The organism is uncultured Sulfitobacter sp., assembly GCF_947502895.1.
GTDB lineage: Bacteria > Pseudomonadota > Alphaproteobacteria > Rhodobacterales > Rhodobacteraceae > Sulfitobacter.
The window spans coordinates 364,747-382,382 of sequence record NZ_CANNBM010000002.1 but is presented as its reverse complement, the minus strand read 5'-3'; the positions used below and the strand labels follow the sequence as shown (position 1 = coordinate 382,382).

Annotated in this window: 16 protein-coding genes; 12 read left to right on the top strand and 4 right to left on the bottom strand. The window is 57.2% G+C overall.

Annotation, left to right across the window (positions count from 1 at the left end; all coding sequences use genetic code 11):
• The first annotated feature begins 74 nt into the window (after nt 1-74).
• From Q0903_RS09855 to Q0903_RS09820, 8 genes are all read left to right on the top strand, one after another.
• Complete coding sequence (locus tag Q0903_RS09855; RefSeq protein ID WP_299414922.1) at nt 75-722, top strand: TetR/AcrR family transcriptional regulator; 648 nt, start codon at nt 75-77, stop codon at nt 720-722.
• Between the two features lie 128 nt (nt 723-850).
• The gene (locus Q0903_RS09850) at nt 851-3,253 is read left to right on the top strand and encodes an FAD-dependent oxidoreductase (protein WP_299414920.1); all 2,403 of its coding nucleotides are present in this window, start codon (nt 851-853) and stop codon (nt 3,251-3,253) included.
• A 13-nt stretch (nt 3,254-3,266) separates the two neighbouring features.
• A complete protein-coding gene (locus Q0903_RS09845; protein WP_299414919.1) occupies nt 3,267-4,814 on the top strand; it encodes a trimethylamine methyltransferase family protein in 1,548 nt (515 codons plus the stop codon).
• Between the two features lie 29 nt (nt 4,815-4,843).
• Nucleotides 4,844-6,481, top strand: coding sequence for an ABC transporter substrate-binding protein (locus Q0903_RS09840; protein ID WP_299414917.1), 1,638 nt, complete (start codon nt 4,844-4,846; stop codon nt 6,479-6,481).
• A 407-nt stretch (nt 6,482-6,888) separates the two neighbouring features.
• The gene (gene dusA / locus Q0903_RS09835; protein ID WP_299416033.1) at nt 6,889-7,914 is read left to right on the top strand and encodes a tRNA dihydrouridine(20/20a) synthase DusA; all 1,026 of its coding nucleotides are present in this window, start codon (nt 6,889-6,891) and stop codon (nt 7,912-7,914) included.
• Nucleotides 7,915-7,945: 31 nt separating this feature from the next.
• Nucleotides 7,946-8,770 carry a sulfite exporter TauE/SafE family protein gene (locus Q0903_RS09830; protein WP_299029428.1) on the top strand — a complete coding sequence of 275 codons (825 nt, stop codon included), beginning with the start codon at nt 7,946-7,948 and terminating at the stop codon, nt 8,768-8,770.
• Between the two features lie 2 nt (nt 8,771-8,772).
• On the top strand, nt 8,773-9,528 hold the full coding sequence (locus tag Q0903_RS09825) for a hypothetical protein (protein ID WP_299414915.1): 756 nt from the start codon (nt 8,773-8,775) through the stop codon (nt 9,526-9,528).
• A 145-nt stretch (nt 9,529-9,673) separates the two neighbouring features.
• Nucleotides 9,674-9,904: a hypothetical protein gene (locus tag Q0903_RS09820; RefSeq protein ID WP_299029436.1), complete on the top strand. Its 231-nt coding sequence runs from the start codon at nt 9,674-9,676 to the stop codon at nt 9,902-9,904.
• Between the two features lie 4 nt (nt 9,905-9,908).
• Here the strand turns inward: Q0903_RS09820 and Q0903_RS09815 are convergent, their stop codons facing one another.
• The 3 genes from Q0903_RS09815 to ccmI are packed head-to-tail and all read right to left on the bottom strand — an operon-like array spanning nt 9,909 to nt 11,857.
• Complete coding sequence (locus Q0903_RS09815; RefSeq protein WP_299029439.1) at nt 9,909-10,145, bottom strand: DUF1289 domain-containing protein; 237 nt, start codon at nt 10,143-10,145, stop codon at nt 9,909-9,911.
• Between the two features lie 3 nt (nt 10,146-10,148).
• Nucleotides 10,149-10,634 (bottom strand): Holliday junction resolvase RuvX, encoded by a 486-nt coding sequence (ruvX, locus tag Q0903_RS09810; RefSeq protein ID WP_299414914.1) that lies wholly within the window; start codon nt 10,632-10,634, stop codon nt 10,149-10,151.
• On the bottom strand, nt 10,631-11,857 hold the full coding sequence (gene ccmI, locus Q0903_RS09805) for a c-type cytochrome biogenesis protein CcmI (RefSeq protein WP_366141491.1): 1,227 nt from the start codon (nt 11,855-11,857) through the stop codon (nt 10,631-10,633). Before ccmI ends, ruvX begins: the two co-directional genes overlap by 4 nt.
• 237 nt (nt 11,858-12,094) lie before the next feature.
• On the opposite strand from ccmI, the gene Q0903_RS09800 reads away from it, so the two are divergent.
• The gene (locus Q0903_RS09800) at nt 12,095-13,339 is read left to right on the top strand and encodes a sarcosine oxidase subunit beta family protein (RefSeq protein WP_299029444.1); all 1,245 of its coding nucleotides are present in this window, start codon (nt 12,095-12,097) and stop codon (nt 13,337-13,339) included.
• Nucleotides 13,340-13,344: 5 nt separating this feature from the next.
• Here Q0903_RS09800 and Q0903_RS09795 read toward each other — a convergent pair whose 3' ends face one another.
• Nucleotides 13,345-13,545, bottom strand: a complete 201-nt coding sequence (locus tag Q0903_RS09795) for a hypothetical protein (RefSeq protein ID WP_299414913.1) — start codon at nt 13,543-13,545, stop codon at nt 13,345-13,347.
• Between the two features lie 44 nt (nt 13,546-13,589).
• Between Q0903_RS09795 and Q0903_RS09790 the strand changes: the two genes are divergently transcribed.
• The 3 genes from Q0903_RS09790 (at nt 13,590) to Q0903_RS09780 (ending at nt 17,560) form a co-directional block, all read left to right on the top strand.
• On the top strand, nt 13,590-13,910 hold the full coding sequence (locus tag Q0903_RS09790) for a sarcosine oxidase subunit delta (RefSeq protein WP_299029451.1): 321 nt from the start codon (nt 13,590-13,592) through the stop codon (nt 13,908-13,910).
• 64 nt (nt 13,911-13,974) lie between these two features.
• Nucleotides 13,975-16,992 carry a sarcosine oxidase subunit alpha family protein gene (locus Q0903_RS09785; RefSeq protein WP_299414911.1) on the top strand — a complete coding sequence of 1,006 codons (3,018 nt, stop codon included), beginning with the start codon at nt 13,975-13,977 and terminating at the stop codon, nt 16,990-16,992.
• Nucleotides 16,985-17,560: a sarcosine oxidase subunit gamma family protein gene (locus Q0903_RS09780; RefSeq protein ID WP_299414910.1), complete on the top strand. Its 576-nt coding sequence runs from the start codon at nt 16,985-16,987 to the stop codon at nt 17,558-17,560. Before Q0903_RS09785 ends, Q0903_RS09780 begins: the two co-directional genes overlap by 8 nt.
• Nucleotides 17,561-17,636 lie beyond the last annotated feature (76 nt).

The window sequence follows — 17,636 nt, the reverse complement described above, 5'->3', positions numbered from 1 at the left end:
CAGTCGGTGCGTGACCCGTCGCGCTCGATTAAGTACATAGATGTACATGAGGGCGAAAAGCAAGCAATGGATAAATGATGGCGCAGCCAGACAGCTTTATGAAAAAGAACCCCAAAGGGCGTGGCCCCCAGCGCCATACCAAAGAGGACTGGATCCAGATCGCGCTTGATACGCTGATTTCGGAAGGGGTCGAGAATGTAAAAGTCATGCTGCTGTCTGCCAAGCTGGAGACTGCGCGATCCAGTTTTTATTGGTATTTCGAGAACCGTGAGGACTTGTTGGATAACCTGCTGGAACACTGGCGGGCGACCAATACCAAAGCGATTGTCGAAAGCTCCAAGCAGCCTGCCGATACAATCACGCAAGCTGTCGTCAATGTCTTTGCGTCTTGGGTGGGCAAGGGCCAGTTCAACACGCGGCTGGATTTTGCAGTGCGCGACTGGGCGCGGCGCTCGGGCTCGGTCCGGCGCGCATTAGACGATTCTGATGCAGAGAGGTTGCTGGCATTGACCCAGATGTTCGCGCGGTTCGGGTTTGTTCAGGGCGAGGCAGAGGTGCGCGCCCGCATCCTCTATTATACCCAGATCGGATATGAGGCACTGGATCAGCGCGAAAACTGGGAGACACGCATAAGCCGCGCACGTGACTATTTGTTTTGCATCACAGGACACATGCCTTGTGATGCCGAAGTGGCCCAACTGCACAATTTGCGCGAACGCTGATACAGATGTCCATGTTGCAATGGGGAAAGACGTGGCGCACCAGAAATTAAATACACCTGTGTATTTAATTATGGACAGTACTGAACTTTTTGTGTGACCTTCTGGAAAAGCCTGTTGGGAGTATTCAGATGAAATCGACATATAGAGCAGTAGTCATTGGTGGCGGGGTCGTCGGGGTTTCGGTGTTGTACCACCTTGCAAAATTCGGCTGGACCGATGTTGCCTTGATCGAGCGTGCAGAGCTGACTGCAGGTTCTACGTGGCACGCGGCAGCGGGGTTCCATGCGCTGAATGCTGATCCCAACATTGCGTCACTTCAGGACTACACGATCAATCTTTACAAAGAGATCGAGCGCGAAAGCGGCGTGAATGTTGGGCTGCATATGACTGGTGGTGTGAACATCGCCGCAGACCAGCAACGCTGGGAAATGCTAAAGGCTGGGTGGTCGACTTTTCAGGCAATCGGGATCGAAAGCTCCAAGCTGCTGACCCCTGAGGAGGTTCAAGAGCTAACCCGCGGGTTGATTAAGACGGACGATATCAAGGGCGGCCTTTACGATGTGAACGAAGGGCATCTGGACCCCAACGGCGCAACCTACGCCTATGCGGGTGCTGCGAAAAAGCTGGGTGCGGATGTAATTGTGCGCAACCGCGTGCTGGAGCTGAAGCAGCGCGGCGACGGCACATGGGATGTAATCACCGAGCAAGGCACAATCCACACCGAAAACGTGGTGAACGCGGGCGGTTTGTGGGCCAAGCAATGTGGCCATATGGCGGGTGTCGATCTGCCCGTCACACCTATGGAGCATCACTATCTGCTAACCGACGACATCCCCGAGATTGAGGCGATGGACGAGATGATGCCGCTGATCCTTGATCTGGATGGCTTTGTCTACACCCGCCAAGAGCGCAACGGCCTGCTTATGGGTGTGTACGAGTTGAACCCCAAGCACTGGCAGATGGACGGCGCCCCGTGGGACTACGGGATGGAGCTGATCCCCGAAGATGTCGAACGTATCTCGCCCGAGTTGATGAAAGGGTTTGAACGTTTCCCGTGCCTTGAGCGGACTGGCATCAAGAAATGGGTGAACGGTGCATTCACCTTTGCGCCAGACGGCAATCCACTGGTCGGTCCTGTTGGTCCGCGCGGATATTGGGTGGCCTGCGGCGTGATGGCGGGCTTTAGCCAAGGGGGCGGTGTTGGTAAATCGCTGGCCGAGTGGATGATCCACGGCCAACCCGAGGCAGATATTTACGGCATGGATATCGGCCGTTTCGGGATGCACCAATCGAACAAGGAATACATCCGACAGACCACTGGCCAGTTCTACAAACGCCGCTTCGTGATGACCTTCCCCAATGAGGAGCTGCCTGCGGGACGCGTATTACGGGTGTCTGGTGCACATGCGGATATGACAGCAGCAGGGGCGCGTTGGACCAATTCTTGGGGGCTTGAAGTACCGTCTTATTTCGCGCCATCCCCCGACTTTGAAGAACCGGGTGAGTTGCGCCGCAGCACGGCTTTCCCGCTGGTGGATGCGGAGTGCAAAGCGGTGGAGAAAGCCGCGGGTCTTCTCGATATCACAGGTTTCTCACGGTATGAGATCAGTGGAGCTGGCGCCGAGGCCTTCCTCGACAATCTGTTGGCGTGCAAACTGCCTGCCGCAGGGAAGGTCAAGCTCGCACCACTGTTGGCAGAAGACGGCCGTCTCAAAGGCGACCTGACCTGCTTTAACTGGGGTGATGGTACCTATTGGCTGATGGGCAGTTATTATCTGCGTGAATTCCACATGCGTTGGTTCCGCGATCACAATGAGGCGGGCGCCCTTGTGCGTGATGTGTCCGACGACATCGGGGGCTTTTCGGTCAACGGGCCAAAAGCGCGTGAGATTCTGGAGAGCGTAGCGCATACGGACCTGTCCGATCTAAAGATGATGAATTGTAAGACGGCCGATCTGGGTCTGTTCCGTGTCAAAATCGCTCGCCTTTCGCTGTCAGGGGAAATGGCGTTCGAGATTAACTGCCTTGCGGCAGAACACGCCCCCCTGCGCAAGCTGCTGCTAGAGGCAGGGGCCGCGCACGGGATGAAAGAGATCGGGTTCCGTGCCATGTTGTCACTGCGTCTGGAAAAGAGCATTGGCATTTGGAACGGTGAATTTACGCAAACCTACACGCCTGCGATGACGGGTCTGGACCGTTGGATTGCGTGGGATAAGGGGGACTTTGTCGGCAAGGGTGCCGCACAGGCCGCCCCTGCGCCCACACGCGTGCTGCGGATGCTGGAAGTGGCGGCCACAGACGCCGATTGCGTGGGGTTTGAGCCAGTATGGTTTAATGATACGCTGATCGGGATTACGACAACGGGCGGCTATGGTCACCGCACTGCGCGCAGCTTTGCCATGGCGCTGGTTGACGTGGCCTATGCGGATATCGGCACAGAACTTAGCGTGCATGTCATGGGCGAAAGCCGCGCCGCCAAGATCATTGAAATGTCGCCTTACGATCCCGCGGGATCGAAAATGCGCGCCTGATTGGATAATCAAAATGCTTGAGAACACAGCCGGAGACAAACCACGAAGGCGCGGTCGTAGCCAACGCACAGGTGCAACAAAAGCTGCCCGCCAGCCCAACTACCGACAGCTGAAACATCCGTTTGCCCAACAAATCATGTTCTCGGAGGATGAAATACATTCGATCCACGAGACAGCCCTTCGGGTGTTGGAGGAATTAGGCGTAAAGGTTCTGCTACCCGAGGCGCGCCAAATTTTTGCTGCCGCTGGGGCGCGGGTAGATGATGATGATATGGTTTTTATTGGCCGCGATATCGTGCAGGCCGCCCTTGCATCCGCGCCGCGCTCGATCCGCATGCGTGCGGTCAATCCCCTGCGTGAGCAGGATTATGAACTGGGTTCGATGATCTTTATGCCCGGTGTCGGCTGTCCTAACGCAAACGATGCCGAGCGGGGACGCAGACCGGGGTCACTGCGGGATTTTGAAGAAGCAATCAAGCTGGTCCAAAGCTATGATGTGATGCATACATTCGGGCCTCTGACCGAACCGCAGGATGTACCGATCCATCTGCGCCACTATGCCACCATGCGCACGCAGCTGGAGTTCGGCGACAAGCCGATGTTTCTTTTTGCGCGGGGCCGTGGGCAGGTTGAACAAGGGTTCGAGCTGATGCAAACGGCGCTGAATCTGTCGGCAGATGATTTTGAAGACGGCGTCTGGCTCACAACAGTAATCAACACCAATAGCCCGCGCATGCTGGATAACCCCATGGCGCAGGGGATCATCGATTTTGCGCGCGCTGGGCAGTTGTCGATTATCACGCCATTCTGTCTGGCGGGGGCTATGGCACCGATTACGCCTGCCGGCGCGCTGACGCTTCAGCATGCGGAATGTATGATGGGAATCACCCTGTCGCAGCTTGCACGTCCCGGCGCGCCCGTCAGCTATGGGGGGTTCAGCTCGAACGTGGATATGAAATCAGGCTCACCTGCTTTTGGCACGCCGGATCATTTGAAAATGCAGATCGGCGGGGGGCAGTTGGCCAAGCTTGTTGATCTGCCATGGCGCACGGCATCAGGGTCGGCTGCGAATACGCCGGACATGCAAGCAGGGCTGGAAACGGTCATGGGCCTGTGGGGCGGCTCGCTGGCCCATGGAACGCTGCTGGTGCATACGGCAGGCTGGCTCGAAGGTGGGCTGACATTTGGATATGAGAAATTCATCAATGATATAGAGGGCTTGCAGATTTTTGCAGAACTGTGCACCAGACCTATCGCGGATGACGCCGAGATCGGGTTCGAGGCCTTAGCCGATGTGCAGCCAGGCGGGCATTTCTTTGCGACACAGCATACAATGGACCGCTTCAATACTGCATTTTATGAACCGATCGTCGCAGATCTGAATAATTTCGGTTCATGGACCGAGGCAGGCGGGCTTACATCGGCACAGCGCGCAACCGCGGTATGGAAAAACAAGCTGAACGAGTTTGTAGCCCCTCCGACAGCGGCTGACGCAGTTGAACGGATGATACCATTTATCGAAAAAGCAACGGCAGACGGAGGCGCGCCGCCGCTTGATTAAACCAAGCCTCTAAAACTGGGAGAGAAAGAATGAATTCACCAAAGAATGATGTGCGGCCCATCGTGGCCGACCTTGCCAAACAGACCCGCGAAGGAAAGATGAGCCGTCGCGAATTCATCGCAACAGCCAGCACATTCGGTGCTAGCGCTGCCGTCGCTTACGGCTTGATCGGTGCTGCGCTGCCCACACCTGCAGCGGCGGATGGCCACGCAAAAAAGGGTGGCACGTTGAAAGTCGGGATGCGGATACTTGATCTCAAGGATCCTCGTACTTTCGACTGGACAGAGCCAGCCAACGTCGCGCGTCAATTTGTAGAGCCGCTTGTCCGTTGGGACATGGATTTCTCCTTCAAGGGCATGCTGCTGGAAAGCTGGGAGGTCAGCGACGATGCAAAAACCTATACACTCAACCTGCGCAAAAATGCCGTGTGGAACAACGGTGATGCCTTCACCGCAGATGATGTAATCTTTAATTTCAACCGCTGGTGCGAAAAAGACGCCGAGGGCAACTCTATGGCGGGGCGCATGACATCGCTGATTGATGCAGAGACAGGCGTTGCGCGGGAAGGCGCGATTGAACGTGTGGATGACCACACTGTGCGTCTGAACCTTGAGCAATCCGACATCACCTTGATTGCAGGCATGTCGGACTATCCTGCGTTGATCCTGCACCGCAGCTATACCCCCGAAGCTGGACTGAAAGACAACCCCATTGGCACTGGTCCCTTTGTTCTGGGTGATTATGAAGTAGGCACGCGTGCGACGGTAACGCGCCGTGACGGCGGCTGGTGGGGAGGGGAAGTCTTCCTTGATGCGGTTGAGTTCATTGATTATGGCACGGACCCCTCGGCAATGGTTGCTGCCTTCGATTCAGAAGAAATTCACGTCAACGACGAAACAAATGCAGACTTTGTCGAAGTTCTTGACGGGTTGGGTCTGGTGCGCAAAGAGAAAGAGACGGCCAGTACAATCGTCGCGCGCATGCGCGCAGATTCAGCACCCTTCGACAACGCGGATGTGCGCCGCGCAGTGCAGATGGCAGTCGACAATAACATCGTGCTGGAACTTGGCCTGAACGGTTTGGGTAAGCCTGCCGAAAACCACCATGTCGGCCCGATGCACCCTGAATATGCCAAATTGCCAGCGCAAAAAGTTGATCCCGCTGCCGCCAAGGCGATGTTGGACAGCGCAGGCCATGGGGACACAGAAATGGAGCTTATTTCCATTGATGGCGATTGGCGGACCGTCACGACAGATGCAATCGCAGGCCAGCTTCGCGATGCGGGTTTCAATGTCAAACGCACGATCATTCCCGGCTCGTCGTTCTGGAATGACTGGACGAAATACCCGTTCTCGACAACCAACTGGGGTGCGCGGCCTTTGGGCGTGCAGGTTCTTGGTCTGGCATATCGTTCAGGCGAGGCGTGGAACGAATCTGGTCATGCCAACCCTGAGTTCGACGCAAAACTGGCCGAGGCATCTGGTGTTGCGGATGCGGATAAGCGCGCTGTATTGATGGCTGAAATTCAGGAAATGCTGCAATCCAGCGGTGCGATTATCCAGCCGTTCTGGCAAAACCTCTTCTTGCATCATGTGGAGGCGGTCAAAGGCTATGAGCGTCATCAGTTCCGCGAAATGCATCTTGAGAAGGTCTGGATCGACGCATGATCTGATCTGCAAGCGGGACCGGTCTTATGTGTTCATAAATCGGTCCCGTTTTACCCGTTTGGACAAGCAGCTATTGATGGCTAGCCTGCCAAGCAGACATTCGTATCGTTGATAGCAAGTGCGGTTTTGTCCGCAGCTCGGACGCAAACCCAATCGCGTGATCCTGACTGGCGTATCAACCACAATGCCTTACAGTGATACGCAGCCCACTTCAAAACTACTAGACTGTCAGATGAAGCATAGTCTCTGCTCGGTCATGCCGTTTACGTCTTTTGCAAAATGGCCTATTCCACGCCTCACAAAGCCTGACCTCACCAGTCTGGGCGTCATAGATGACAAGAGCGAGAGTATTTCGGTATATGTCTGATGTAAGACACCCGGCAGGGCAGACGGGCTCCCACGAAAGAATGGGCAAATCCATGGTCACCCGGGCCGCCCGCCTGTCGGTCGCACCCATGATGGACTGGACGGATCGCCATTGCCGCTATCTGCACCGTTTGATGAGCGCGCATACGCTGCTGTACACCGAAATGGTGACTGCGCCTGCACTGGTGCGCGGTGGCGCGCTGCATCTGCTGGCGCATAGCGCCGCCGAACATCCTGTCGCATTGCAACTGGGTGGTTCCGACCCTGCTGAACTGGCTGAGGCCGCGCGTCTGGGGGCGCAAGCGGGTTACGACGAGATAAACCTGAATGTAGGCTGCCCGTCCGATCGCGTGCAATCCGGGGCATTTGGTGCCGTATTGATGAAGGATGCGGCATTGGTTGCGCGCTGTGTAACCGCGATGCGCCGCGCGGTGGATGTGGATGTGACCGTTAAATGTCGCATTGGTGTGGACGATCAGGATCCGAACGCGGTTTTGCCCGAATTTCTGAGCCGAATGGTTGGCGCAGGGGTCGAGAGGATGACAGTGCACGCCCGCATGGCATGGCTGGACGGTCTCAGCCCGAAAGAAAACCGGGATATTCCACCACTTGATTACCCGTTGGTTCACCAGATGAAAGAGCTGTTCCCAAACCTGCATCTATCCCTCAACGGCGGTGTTGCCACATTGGATGCGGCGATTGCTGCACTGGATGCAGGGATGGATGGGGTAATGATCGGGCGTGCAGCCTATCATCAACCAAGCGATATTCTGTGTCAGGCGGATCGGCGTGTTTATGGCGCGGGTGCAGATACCTCACCCGAAGAGGTCGTGCTTGCCATGCTGCCCTATATTGAAGCGCATCTGGCGACTGGGGGGAAACTTGCCTCGGTCACGCGACACATGTTGGGGCTGTTCGCGGGCCGTCCCGGTGCGCGTATCTGGCGGCGTGTTTTGTCAGAAGGCGCGCACAAGGATGGGGTGGGTCCTTCCTTGGTTCGTGACGCGTTGGAGCAGGTGCAGGTGCAGGCGCAATCTGCGCTGGCAGCGCAGGCGCGCGCGGTGTAGCACTCTCGCATCTTTCAGGAAGGGTGGGCGCATGCCAGATACGATATTGCTGATACAGATGGCAGGATTGCTGTTGGTTATCGGGGCGTTTGCGGGCGTGCTTGCAGGGCTTTTGGGGGTCGGGGGAGGCATTGTTCTGGTGCCTGCGTTTTTCTACGCCTTCCAGACACTGGGATATGGTGGCGATCAATTGATGCAGATGTGTCTGGCCACCTCCCTTGCGACGATTATTGTCACGTCGGTCAGATCGGTCATGTCGCACAATAAAAAAGGTGCCGTGGACTGGGATATTTTGCGATCCTGGGCGCCTGGAATTGTGATTGGAGCAGTGATCGGGATGTTGGTTGTTTCGGGCCTGCGGTCCTCTACTTTGCAGGCGATATTTGGCGTTCTGGCATTGATTGTCGGGTTGTATATGGGATTTGGCCGCGCGGATTGGCGGTTGGGGCAGGCGATGCCGCGCGGCGTTGCTCGTGCAGGGCTGTCGCCAGCCGTGGGCTTTCTTTCTGTCTTGATGGGGATTGGCGGGGGAAGTTTCGGTGTGCCATTGATGAGCTTGTTTAACACGCCGATCCACCGCGCTGTCGCTACTGCTGCGGGTTTTGGCGTGGTAATTGCGGTGCCTTCCGTTATCGGATTTTTGTTCGTTGCGGTTGACCCTGCAACGCGCCCGCCCTTTACCATTGGTGCAGTCAATCTGGTGGCATTTGTACTGGTGATCGCGATGACGCTTATCACCGCGCCGATGGGCGCGCGGCTTGCGCATGCGATGGACCCCAAGCCGTTGAAGCGTGTGTTTGCTGTGTTTTTGGTGCTGGTTGCCCTTAACATGCTGCGCAAGGTTTGGCTCGGCTGAGCATGCAGACAGATGCGGCAGGATTTCGGATATTCGACTATGATCCCGATACGGCTGCATGGGCAAAAGCAGCTATTGGTGTGGCGCGTGGTATCGCCGATGATCCTGCGAATAAAGGGCCGGACAATCTACGCCACGGGCGTACGTGGTTTGTCGGGGTAGATGCATTGCCCAATGATGCCAATGGCGCCATTGCAGGTGTTTCGCTGAAAGGACCGTGGCAAGCCTGTGTGCCCGATATACCGCTGCATCGGGCACAATTGTCGATCGTTTATGCGGGTTACCCACGCCAAGACACCGCAGAGAGTGACGCAAACCATCGCTACCGCCATAGACGCGCGGCGGCGCATGTGGACGGTTTATTGCCCGTGGGGCCAGAGCGGCGCCGCTTTGCCCAGGAGTTTCATGCATATATTCTATCCATCCCGCTGAACGATCAGCCTGCCGCACCTACTGTCGTCTGGCCAGGCAGTCAGCGGATCATGCAAGCCGCTTTGCGTGAGGCATACGGCAGAAATGACCCCGCGCAGGTCGATATCACCGATGTCTATCAAGCGGCTCGCAGACAGGTGTTCGAGACCTGTGAACCTGTTCCGTTAAGCATTGGTATCGGGCAGAGCGCGCTATTGCATCCGTTTGTCTTGCACGGGACGGCCCCTTGGGGCGATGCGCCTGATCCCACGGGCGAGGGGCGAATGATTGCGTTTTTCCGTCCCGAATGTATCGGTGGTGCGGCGGCTTGGCTGTCCATGCCATAGTGCATTTGATAAATTCTGCGTACCTGTCACCGTTTCGCCTCGCCCTACAATTATCTTGAGGTTGCCATATTGTTGCCCGAACTGATTGGCATCACAGTCGCACAAGTGCCCCCGCAAGAGGGGCTAACCGAGCGAAGAGGCAGACATGAATCAGATCATCACAGGACCGTTCGGGCGGCTTGCATATTTTGGCGCGGATGAAGGCGCATCAGGCCAGTATCCTGCACTTAATGCGCCATCGGTTGCATTTGCGCAGGGCCATGACCTGATCGGGGCCAATATGATTTACGCGCCAAATGTCGTGAGCTTGCCACGTCAGATGCGCACCCGCGCTGCCGAAGCAATGTTCGGCGTGCCCGCCAAGCGCGAAAGCTGAAAGTTTAACTGCCTCGGGCCAGTCGTGCCGCCCGTCCGCCACGCCTTTTTGAAAACTCCCCCGCGCGTGCAGGCAGTTCCTGCATCACAGCGCGCCGCACTTCGGGCGTCATCCGCGACCAAGCACCGATTTCGTCGATCGAGCGCAGGCATCCTGTGCACAGACGGCTTTCAGGATGGATCACGCAGATTTTGATACAGGGGCTTTCGATTTCCGCACGTTTCCAGACATCATCGCTCATTTTTCAATTCCCTTGTGTGCGGCGCAATACGTGCAGCCTGTCCAGAACTCCCTGCAAGATATAGCTTGCTGCGACGTGATCAATGACCTCGGCGCGACGCTTGCGTGACGTATCCGCCTCTAACAGCGCGCGTTCGGCGGCCACTGTTGATAAACGCTCGTCCCAATATCCGATGGGCAACTCGGGGTGAAGTCTGTCAAAATTTCGCGCGAACGCACGGGTTGACTGACAGCGCGGTCCTTCGGATCCATCCATATTAAAAGGTAACCCGAGGATAAGACCGCCGATCAAGCGGCCCGAAATGATCTCGCCCAAGCGTGCGGCATCCAATCCGAATTTACGCCGCTTCACTGTTTCCAGCGGGGTGGCAACCGATAGGAAACTGTCGGTGACGGCCACGCCAATTGTCTTTTCTCCCAGATCCAGCCCGATCAGCGCCCGCATGTCGGGCAAGGCATCGGAAAAATCATCGATGGTTTCAAATATCAATCGACCACCCCTGCATTGCGACCCGCATCGTTCAGCAGATCAATCGCAGCCAAATCACCGGCAAAGACTTCCATTGCGTTCGCGTGAATGGCTTGTGCCCGCTCCCATTCGCCCAACACGCCGAGAGAGGAGATCAAGCGCGCCCAGTCACGCGCAGGCCCGCCTTCGGTGGCCAAACGCTGCGACAGGCCGCTGACCATGCTGCCAATCATCTCCATCCGCTCGGCAGGGGTCATATCCCGTGCATTATCAATATCTTCGGCACTCGGTCCGCGTACACTACTTCCAATCTCTGGGATCGCGTAGCGGACACCCGCCAGACCGGCGAGTTCTTCTATCTGAGCAACAATGGGGGATATCCACGGCGCTTCCTCCGGCCCTTGGCGCAACAAGCTGTCCCAGATGCGGAACGCCTGATCGGGGCGACCTGTTTGCGCCAGCATCAGTCCGACGTAGTAACGCGCGGCTCCATTGCCAGGCTCTTGCGCCAGCGCGGCGCGCAAGCTCATCTCCGCCTCGGGGGATACATAGCCACCTGCGGCCAGAACCTGCAGCTCGCCCAGATCAGCAAGGTCTTGTGCGGTCACGCCATCGCCCTTCAACTCTACAATACGGGCCTGTGCTGTTCTGGCGGCTGGGAAATTGCCGATGCGGCGTTCTTGCTGGACCAGCAACTCATGGCCCTGGATGTCGTCGGGACGGTTTGCCACGGTATTGCGCAACTGGTCCAGCAGCGTCTGGTAACGCGGGTCCAGATCAGCAGGGTCAGCATGGGGCGGCAGTGAGTTTTCGGCAACCGATTGTGCGGGGCGGGACAGACGCACTTCCTCGGCAAAGGCAATCCGGTCTTTCAATGCCATATCACCATAGCCCGGTGCGCCTAGCCAGATGTAGCTGCCGACACTGGCCAGCAGGCCAAACGCGATAACAGCCATTGCCAATGTAGCAGGCGCGGTTTTTGATGCAGCGGTCTCAGCGGATTGGGCCTTGTCAGCTGCAATCAGGCGGCGCGCTACTTCGGCATGCACACGATCTGCGTCTGCTTGCTCGATTACGCCGCGGGCGACATCGCGTGCTACCTCGTCCAGCTGCGCACGGTACACATCTACGTCCGAACCTGCGCGCGATCCGATATCGCGCTGGGCGCCACGCACCACCGCGCGTGCCAGAACCGCACCCACCATGATGGTTATCGCCGTGGCCACAATCCAGAAACTCAACATGTCGGTCACTCTCCTCGTTTTTACCGATGTAATACGCGCAAGCGGCCGACAAAAGGGGGCATTGCCATCGGCGCGACGAATAGCCCTCCACATCCGGTGTCGGTTGTGGCCTATGTCGCAAAGATGATAAAGAGTGCCGCGCGGAGTATCCTCTTTTCCGGCTATTCCCCCATGAAGAAGTCAACGGGGCGCTTGCGCCACCGAATCCACGCCTCAGCCAGTTCAGGGAAACCCGTGATGAAAAAATACTCCGTATTTGCAGTGGCACGCGAAGCCATGCGCCACCACACAGGGTGGACCCGCGCATGGCGCGATGCGGCCCCCAAAAAGCGCTATGATGCAATCATCATCGGGGCAGGCGGGCACGGGCTGGCCACGGCCTATTATCTGGGCAAGAATTTCGGGATCACCAATGTTGCCATCCTTGAAAAAGGTTGGTTGGGCGGCGGTAATACAGGGCGCAACACAACGATCATCCGCTCAAATTATTTGCAGGATCCGTCGGCTGCGATCTATGAAAAATCCCGCTCTCTTTATGAGACGATGTCACAGGATCTCAACTATAATGTCATGTTCTCCCCGCGCGGGGTTATCATGCTTGCACAAACCGAACATGAGGTGCGCGGATACAAGCGCACGGCGCATGCCAACATGCTGCAAGGTGTCACAACCGAATTCATCAGCCCCGCAAAGGTAAAAGAGCTGGTTCCAATCATCAATCTGGCGGGGCCGCGTTACCCTGTTCTTGGTGGTCTGTGGCAAGCCCGCGGCGGCACTGCACGGCACGACGCGGTGGCATGGGGCTATGCGCGCGCGTGCTCCGACATGGGGATGGATGTGATCCAGCGGTGCGAGGTGACGGGCATCCAGTCCGAGGGCGGCAAGGTAACAGGCGTCACCACCACGCGTGGCGATATCGCGTGCGACAAACTCGGCATGGTCGTCGCGGGTCACTCGGGCCACTTGGCCGATATGGCAGGTTTTCGTCTTCCCATCGAGTCTGTGGCGCTCCAAGCGCTTGTGTCAGAGCCGATCAAGCCCTGCATGGACGTGGTTGTTATGGCCAACACAGTCCACGGCTACATGAGCCAGTCTGACAAGGGCGAGATGGTCATCGGCGGCGGCACCGACGGCTACAACAACTACACACAACGCGGCAGCTTCCACCATATCGAGGAAACCGTGCGCGCTCTGATCGAAACGTTCCCTATGGTGAGCCGCCTAAAGATGCTGCGCCAATGGGGCGGGATCGTGGACGTCACGGGCGACCGCTCTCCGATCCTGAGCAAAACACCCGTCGATGGAATTTTTATCAACTGCGGTTGGGGGACGGGCGGCTTCAAGGCCATCCCCGGTTCAGGCTGGGCCATGGCAGAACTGATGGCCAAAGGCCGCTCGCCGCTCACCGACGCCTTTGGCCTCGAGCGGTTCAACGAAGGACGGTTCATTGACGAAAGCGTTGCAGCAGGGGTGGCCCACTGATGCAATCAGCGATCAAATCCCGAAATTCTGTGTGCAATGACGTCTTCGGCGTGAACCTTTGCAGCGTGGGTATGCGGGTTGCCACAAGCCTGAAGATTCAGGTCGTGCTGCAAAAGCGTCCGCTTCTTTTTCCATTCGTAGATTGTCGCGGCTATGCCGATGACAGTCACCGCTGCGATAACGATAATAATGAATTCCATACGCATAACATACGCACTTTCCCCGAAATTTTCAAGCTTGGAGCGCTGCCATGCTGATCGTGTCCTGCCCCTGTTGCGGCGTTACGGCCGAGGAAACTGAATTCCACGCCCACGGCGAAGCACATATCACCCGCCACACCGTAGGCTCCTCCGATGATCAGATGGAGACCTATCTGTTCATGCGTAAAAACCCTAAGGGCGTGCATTTTGAACGCTGGCGCCACCAGAACGGCTGCGGCAAGTGGTTCCATATGGCGCGGGACACGATGACCCTCGAGGTCTTTGGTACCTATAGCGCGCAAACCTACGATCCGCCCGAGGAATTGCTACAGAAGATTGACGCGAAACGCCCCGGATGGCGCGACGCGTGATGGCCTTCTTTATTTTTCCCCTAAACTCAATCCCGCCCTTACACCCCGCGCCGGAGCATAGATCATGAGTACCCGTCTCGCCACAGGTGGCCGCCTCCTGAACAAATCCAAAACTGTCAAGTTTCGCTTTAACGGCAAACACATGAGCGGGTATGAAGGCGACACGCTTGCCTCGGCTCTGCTGGCAAATGACCAGATGCTGGTGGGCCGCTCGTTCAAATACCACCGCCCGCGCGGTATTGTAGCTGCTGGACCCGAAGAGCCGAACGCACTGGTTAATCTGGGCCGTGAGGGCAAGTTTGAGCCAAACGCTCGCGTGACCACGACCGAGTTGTTCGACGGGCTTCGCGCTGAAAGCCAGAACCACTGGCCCAGCCTTGAATTTGACGTTGGGGCTATCAACAAACACCTCAGCCGCTTTTTGCCTGCTGGCTTTTATTACAAGATGTTCATTCACCCGCGGCCCATGTGGAAACACGTCTATGAGCCGATTATCCGTCATTCTGCGGGCCTTGGTCGTGCGCCAAAAGCGCAGGACGAGGATACTTATGAGCATTTCTACGCTTTTTGTGACGTGCTGGTTATCGGTGGCGGTGTCGCGGGGCTGGAAGCGGCCCGCGCAACGGCTTTGTCAGGTGCGCGCGTTATCGTTTTGGAGCAGACGGCCCATTGGGGCGGCCGCACCCCTGTAGACGGCGGCGAGATTAACGGCGCACCCGCACAGCAATGGATCGACCAGACACTGGCTGAATTGGCCGCAATGGAAAACGTAACCCTGCGTACACGTACCATGGGCGCAGGTGTTTATGACCACGGATATGTGCTGGGTTATGAGCAACTGACCGACCATGAGCCGGAAAAGACAGGACCGCGTCACCGTTTGTGGCGTATCCGTGCGGGTCACATCATCACCGCGACTGGCGCAATCGAACGCCCGCTCAGCTTTGCGGGTAACGACATTCCCGGTGTGATGCTGGCGGCGGCTGTGCGTGATTACGTTGTGAACTTTGGTGTTTCAGCAGGGGACCGCACAGTTGTAGTTACCAACAATGACGATGCCTATTTGACGGCCATTGCGCTTAAACACGCAGGGCTGGACGTTCCAGCCATTCTGGACGCCCGTGTGCTGCCGCAAGACAGCGATGCAATGGCGCAGGCCAAGGCCCTGGGTATCCGCGTGCTGATGGGCCATGCTGTTTCCTCTGTCAAAGGGGGCAAGCGCGTAACAGGCGTTGCGATCTGTAGTCAGGCCGGCGAGGGCGCTGTACTGGAAGAGATCGACTGCGATGCGGTTGCCATGTCAGGTGGCTGGTCGCCGGTTGTGCATTTGTGGTCGCACTGTGGCGGCAAGCTGACGTGGGACACAACGCATGCGTGTTTCAGTCCAGATCCCGACCGCGCACCACAGGGTGCCGATGGCGCACAGTTTGTGTCCACAGCCGGGGCGGCCTCTGGTGCTTTTGCCCTTGATGATCTGCTCAATGATGCCTTCGCCTCCGCTGATGGCGTTTTGCGGTGTCTGGGTAAGAAGCTGCCCAAAGGCACCACTGCCCCCAAAGGCGAGCGTCGCGAAGAAGCGCCGATGGCACCCGTATGGCTGATGCCACAAGGGGCCACCGTCAAGCTGCGTGAGAAAGCATGGCTGGATTATCAAAACGATGTAAAAGTCTCGGATGTGCGGCTGGCCGCGCAGGAGGGATTTGTCTCTGTTGAGCATGCCAAACGCTATACCACTTTGGGTATGGCGACAGATCAGGGAAAATTGAGCAATATCAACGGACTTGCGACGCTTGCTAATGCGTTGGGTGAGGAAATTCCCGCCGTTGGGACGACTACTTTCCGCCCGCCGTATCACCCCATTTCGATGGCCTCTATCGGGGGCGAGGCGCGTGGCGATGCGTTTCAGCCGATCCGCCGCACACCCATGCACAACTGGCATGACACGCATGGCGCTGAATGGGAGCCTGTCGGTCAATGGCGTCGCCCTTATGCCTATAAAAACGGCAGCGAGAGCACCCATGACGCAGTGATGCGAGAAGTGACAAATACACGCAATAACATGGGGTTATTGGACGCTTCTACACTTGGTAAATTGGTGGTGAAGGGCCCTGACGCGGGCAAGTTCCTCGATATGCTCTACACCAATATGATGAGCAACCTGAAGATCGGCAAATGCCGCTATGGCCTGATGTGTAACGACAACGGATTCTTGGTTGATGACGGTGTTGTTGCACGCATCGATGACGACACATGGTTGTGCCATACCACCACAGGCGGAGCCGAGAGCATCCACGCCCACATGGAAGAATGGCTACAGACCGAATGGTGGGACTGGAAAGTCTACGTGGCCAATGTAACCGAGCAGTATGCCCAGATCGCTGTGGTCGGCCCCAATGCCCGCAAGGCGCTTGAAAAGCTTGGCGGTATGGACGTGAGCAAAGAAGCCTTGGGCTTTATGGAGTGGGCGGACGGCGAGATCGGCGGCTTCAAGGTCAGGGTCTATCGTATCTCCTTCTCGGGTGAGCTGTCATACGAGATCGCGGTAGATGCCAATCACGGGCAGGCCTTCTGGGATGCGCTGATGGCTGTCGGGGCCGACCTTGGCGTGATGCCATATGGGACCGAATGTCTGCACATCCTGCGTGCCGAAAAAGGCTTTATCATGATCGGGGATGAGACGGACGGGACCGTGATCCCTCAGGATCTTAACCTGAACTGGGCGCTGTCCAAAAAGAAAGAAGACTATTTGGGCAAGCGCGCGCATCAGCGCAGCCATATGGCCGACCCTGAGCGTTGGAAGCTGGTCGGTCTAGAGACAACGGATGGATCGACCCTGCCGGACGGTGCTTATGCGGTAGGCGAAGGCAAAAACGCAAACGGTCAGCGCAATGTGATCGGGCGTGTAACATCTAGCTATCACTCGCCAACCTTGGACAAGGGCATTGCGATGGGTCTGGTACACCACGGTCCTGATCGCATGGGTGAAGTGCTGGAATTCCCTGGCACGGATGGCAAAACCTACAGCGCGCGGATCGTCGATCCGGTGTTTTATGACAAAGAGGGGGCCAAGCAGAATGTCTGATCCGGTATCCGCATTGAAGAACGCATCATTTGCCGCTGGCATCGCCGAAATATCCGAAATGGGTGCTGTCGGCATGATCACGCTGCGTGGTGATCTGGGCGATAAGACCCTGCAGAAGGCGGCTGTGGCTGCTGCGGGTGTCAACATGCCCGACCAGCGTCACTGCCTGACCCAGGGGGCAGGCGGCATGGCGTGGATGTCACCCGATGAGCTGTTGATTATGTGTGCTTACGGGGATGCCCCCGCGAAACTCGCAGATCTGCAGAGCAAGCTGTCGAAATCTCATGCATTAGCCGTCAATGTCTCGGACGCGCGTGCGGTGTTCAAGGTGAGCGGCCCCAGAGCGCGTGAAGTGATGGCAAAGCTGGCCCCCGTTGATCTGGCGCCGCAACAGTTCACGCCGGGTATGTTCCGTCGGACACGCATCGCGCAGGTTCCGGCCGCATTCTGGATGCCAAGCGAGGACGTCTTTCACGTGGTTTGCTTCCGCTCGGTGGCTCAGTATGTGTTCGATGTATTGAGCGTGGCGGCGCAGGCAGGCTCCGAGGTCGGGGCGTTCGGCAGCTAACTGGCTGATCAAATTGACAAGCTGGGACGTACCACGCATGCTGGTGCGCTAAATGATCACGATTGGATTGCCGTTA

Bases quoted from the DNA above. Each gene is read 5' to 3' on its own strand.
- ccmI (WP_366141491.1), bottom strand. From the start codon at position 11,857: ATGTTGAGTTTCTGGATTGTGGCCACGGCGATAACCATCATGGTGGGT.
- Q0903_RS09790 (WP_299029451.1), top strand. From the start codon at position 13,590: ATGCTGATCGTGTCCTGCCCCTGTTGCGGCGTTACGGCCGAGGAAACT.
- Q0903_RS09855 (WP_299414922.1), top strand. From the start codon at position 75: ATGATGGCGCAGCCAGACAGCTTTATGAAAAAGAACCCCAAAGGGCGT.
- Q0903_RS09780 (WP_299414910.1), top strand. From the start codon at position 16,985: ATGTCTGATCCGGTATCCGCATTGAAGAACGCATCATTTGCCGCTGGC.
- Q0903_RS09795 (WP_299414913.1), bottom strand. From the start codon at position 13,545: ATGCGTATGGAATTCATTATTATCGTTATCGCAGCGGTGACTGTCATC.
- Q0903_RS09815 (WP_299029439.1), bottom strand. From the start codon at position 10,145: ATGAGCGATGATGTCTGGAAACGTGCGGAAATCGAAAGCCCCTGTATC.
- Q0903_RS09830 (WP_299029428.1), top strand. From the start codon at position 7,946: ATGCCAGATACGATATTGCTGATACAGATGGCAGGATTGCTGTTGGTT.
- Q0903_RS09785 (WP_299414911.1), top strand. From the start codon at position 13,975: ATGAGTACCCGTCTCGCCACAGGTGGCCGCCTCCTGAACAAATCCAAA.
- Q0903_RS09840 (WP_299414917.1), top strand. From the start codon at position 4,844: ATGAATTCACCAAAGAATGATGTGCGGCCCATCGTGGCCGACCTTGCC.
- Q0903_RS09825 (WP_299414915.1), top strand. From the start codon at position 8,773: ATGCAGACAGATGCGGCAGGATTTCGGATATTCGACTATGATCCCGAT.
- Q0903_RS09850 (WP_299414920.1), top strand. From the start codon at position 851: ATGAAATCGACATATAGAGCAGTAGTCATTGGTGGCGGGGTCGTCGGG.
- Q0903_RS09800 (WP_299029444.1), top strand. From the start codon at position 12,095: ATGAAAAAATACTCCGTATTTGCAGTGGCACGCGAAGCCATGCGCCAC.
- Q0903_RS09820 (WP_299029436.1), top strand. From the start codon at position 9,674: ATGAATCAGATCATCACAGGACCGTTCGGGCGGCTTGCATATTTTGGC.
- Q0903_RS09845 (WP_299414919.1), top strand. From the start codon at position 3,267: ATGCTTGAGAACACAGCCGGAGACAAACCACGAAGGCGCGGTCGTAGC.
- dusA (WP_299416033.1), top strand. From the start codon at position 6,889: ATGGGCAAATCCATGGTCACCCGGGCCGCCCGCCTGTCGGTCGCACCC.